The sequence below is a fragment of the Ancylobacter tetraedralis genome, assembly GCF_014195655.1.
Taxonomy (GTDB): Bacteria; Pseudomonadota; Alphaproteobacteria; order Rhizobiales; family Xanthobacteraceae; genus Ancylobacter; species Ancylobacter tetraedralis.
Genome location: NZ_JACICD010000022.1, coordinates 2,501 through 5,862, shown reverse-complemented (window position 1 = coordinate 5,862; position 3,362 = coordinate 2,501). Strand labels below are relative to the sequence as shown.

The following is a 3,362-nucleotide window of genomic DNA, read 5'->3' as shown; positions in this document are numbered from 1 at the left end:
ATTTTGACGCACAAAAACCCCGCCGTGGGGTAACCACAGCGGGGATTTGTTGGTTTGTGAAGAAGCGAGCTGTGCTTTGCAGGCCTGGCAGCGACCTACTCTCCCAGGTCTTGAGACATAGTACCATCGGCGCTGAGGAGTTTAACGGCCGAGTTCGGGATGGGATCGGGTTGGGGCTCCTCGCAATGGCCACCAGGCCGGCGAAGCACAGCATTTTGCGAAGCAAGGATCCTGTTGGATCTGGAACTGGTCTTCAGGTTTGATCATTTCCTGATGGATGAGCATCGAGGATGAGAACGATCAAGCCAATCGAACGATTAGTACCGGTAAGCTCAATATGTTGCCATACTTACACACCCGGCCTATCAACGTGGTCGTCTTCCACGGTTCTCAAGGGAATACTCGTTTTGAGGTGGGTTTCCCGCTTAGATGCTTTCAGCGGTTATCCCGACCGTACATAGCTACGCTGCACTGCGGCTGGCGCCACAACAGCTCCACCAGAGGTACGTTCATCCCGGTCCTCTCGTACTAGGGACAAATCCTCTCAATATTCCTGCACCCACGGCAGATAGGGACCGAACTGTCTCACGACGTTCTGAACCCAGCTCACGTACCACTTTAATCGGCGAACAGCCGAACCCTTGGGACCTGCTCCAGCCCCAGGATGTGATGAGCCGACATCGAGGTGCCAAACGATGCCGTCGATATGGACTCTTGGGCATCATCAGCCTGTTATCCCCGGCGTACCTTTTATTCGTTGAGCGATGGCCCGTCCACGTGGGACCACCGGATCACTATGGCCGACTTTCGTCTCTGCTCGACTTGTCAGTCTCGCAGTCAGGCGGGCTTATGCCATTGCACTCGACGACCGATTTCCGACCGGTCTGAGCCCACCATCGCGCGCCTCCGTTACTCTTTGGGAGGCGACCGCCCCAGTCAAACTGCCCACCATGCAATGTCCCGGACCCGGATGACGGATCGCGGTTAGACATCCATATCTATAAGGGTGGTATTTCAAGGATGACTCCACGAGAGCTGGCGCCCTCGCTTCAAAGTCTACCACCTATCCTACACATACCGACACGAATGCCAGTGCAAAGTTGCAGTAAAGGTGCACGGGGTCTTTCCGTCTGACCGCAGGAACCCCGCATCTTCACGGGGAATTCAATTTCACTGAGTCTATGCTGGAGACAGCGGGGAAGTCATTACGCCATTCGTGCAGGTCGGAACTTACCCGACAAGGAATTTCGCTACCTTAGGACCGTTATAGTTACGGCCGCCGTTTACCGGGGCTTCAATTCAGAGCTTGCACCCCTCCTCTTAACCTTCCGGCACCGGGCAGGCGTCAGACCCTATACGTCATCTTACGATTTCGCAGAGCCCTGTGTTTTTGCTAAACAGTTGCCACCCCCTGGTCTGTGCCCCTCCCACATGGTTGCCCACATGGAAGGCCTCCTTATCCCGAAGTTACGGAGGTAAATTGCCGAGTTCCTTCAGCATAGTTCTCTCAAGCGCCTTGGTATACTCTACCAGTCCACCTGTGTCGGTTTCGGGTACGGTCTATGTTGTGGGAGCTATTTCCTGGAACCCCTTCGAAGCCAGAACAGAACCAATTCGTCTGACAACACACGGGATTCGTCACTACCCACAGGCTCAGGAATATTCACCTGATTCCCATCGACTACGCCTTTCGGCCTCGCCTTAGGGGCCGGCTAACCCTGCGCAGATTAGCTTTACGCAGGAACCCTTGGACTTTCGGCGACAGTGTCTCTCACACTGTTTGTCGTTACTCATGTCAGCATTCGCACTTCCGATACCTCCAGAGGCCCTCACGGGTCCTCCTTCGCAGGCTTACGGAACGCTCCGCTACCGCTTGCCCGAAGGCAAACCCTAAGCTTCGGCGCGTGGCTTGAGCCCCGTTACATTTTCGGCGCAAGAATCCTAGACCAGTGAGCTGTTACGCTTTCTTTAAAGGATGGCTGCTTCTAAGCCAACCTCCTGGTTGTTTTCGGACTCTCACATCCTTTCACACTTAGCCACGACTTGGGGGCCTTAGCTGTAGGTCAGGGTTGTTTCCCTCTCGACGACGGACGTTAGCACCCGCCGTCTGTCTCCCGCGCAGTACTTCCAGGTATTCGGAGTTTGGTTAGGTTTGGTAAGATGGTAAATCCCCCTAGCCCATCCAGTGCTCTACCCCCTGGAGTATTCACGCGAGGCACTACCTAAATAGTTTTCGCGGAGAACCAGCTATTTCCAAGTTTGATTGGCCTTTCACCCCTAGCCACAAGTCATCCGAGACCTTTTCAACGGGCACCGGTTCGGTCCTCCAGTGCGTGTTACCGCACCTTCAACCTGCTCATGGCTAGATCACTTGGCTTCGGGTCTAATCCGACGAACTGAACGCCCTGTTCAGACTCGCTTTCGCTGCGCCTACACCTACCGGCTTAAGCTTGCTCGCCAGACTAAGTCGCTGACCCATTATACAAAAGGTACGCAGTCACCCAGGACGAACCTTGGGCTCCTACTGTTTGTAGGCATCCGGTTTCAGGAACTGTTTCACTCCCCTTGTCGGGGTGCTTTTCACCTTTCCCTCACGGTACTGGTTCGCTATCGGTCGCTAAGGAGTACTTAGGCTTGGAGGGTGGTCCCCCCATGTTCAGACAGGATTTCACGTGTCCCGCCTTACTCGAGGATGAATGATTGCATTACGTGTACGGGACTATCACCCACTAAGGTCCGGCTTTCCTGACCGGTTCCACTTGTCGTTCATTCACCACTGGCCTGATCCGCGTTCGCTCGCCACTACTAACGGAGTCTCTGTTGATGTCCTTTCCTCCGGGTACTTAGATGTTTCAGTTCCCCGGGTTCGCTTCAAACCCCTATGTATTCAGGATTTGATACCTTCATCTGACAACTGGAATTCCAAAGCCTCATCACACCGGATCGCTCCAGTGTGCCAAGACTTCAGAGTCCCAGTCGTCGAAGGTGGGTTTCCCCATTCGGAAATTTACGGATCAAAGCTTGTTCGCAGCTCCCCGTAACTTATCGCAGCGTACCACGTCCTTCATCGCCTCTTAGCGCCAAGGCATCCACCGAATGCCCTTAAGACACTTGATCGTTCTCATCTTCGATGCCCACCCCTTTTGGAACAACGTGAACCGTACTCACGTCAGGTGTGCAACCTGACATGCAGATCACGGGGGCGAGGCGGTTTTGAGAGACCCGCCTCACGGCATCAAAGCTATTTCTAAAGACCAGCTTGCTTCGCATGTCATTCGATGACGGTGCGGTCACGCTCCCGACGACCGGATCCACAAAACCCGAGGGTTTCCTGTTCCGATCCGTCTTGCGACAGACCGAAT

Annotated in this window: 2 rRNA genes; both read right to left on the bottom strand. The window is 54.4% G+C overall.

Going from position 1 to position 3,362, the window contains the following annotated elements:
- Positions 1-82: 82 nt before the first annotated feature.
- A 5S ribosomal RNA gene (gene rrf, locus FHS55_RS23120) occupies positions 83-197 on the bottom strand.
- A gap of 99 nt (positions 198-296) precedes the next feature.
- Positions 297-3,117 (bottom strand): 23S ribosomal RNA (locus FHS55_RS23115).
- Between the last annotated feature and the right edge of the window lie 245 nt (positions 3,118-3,362).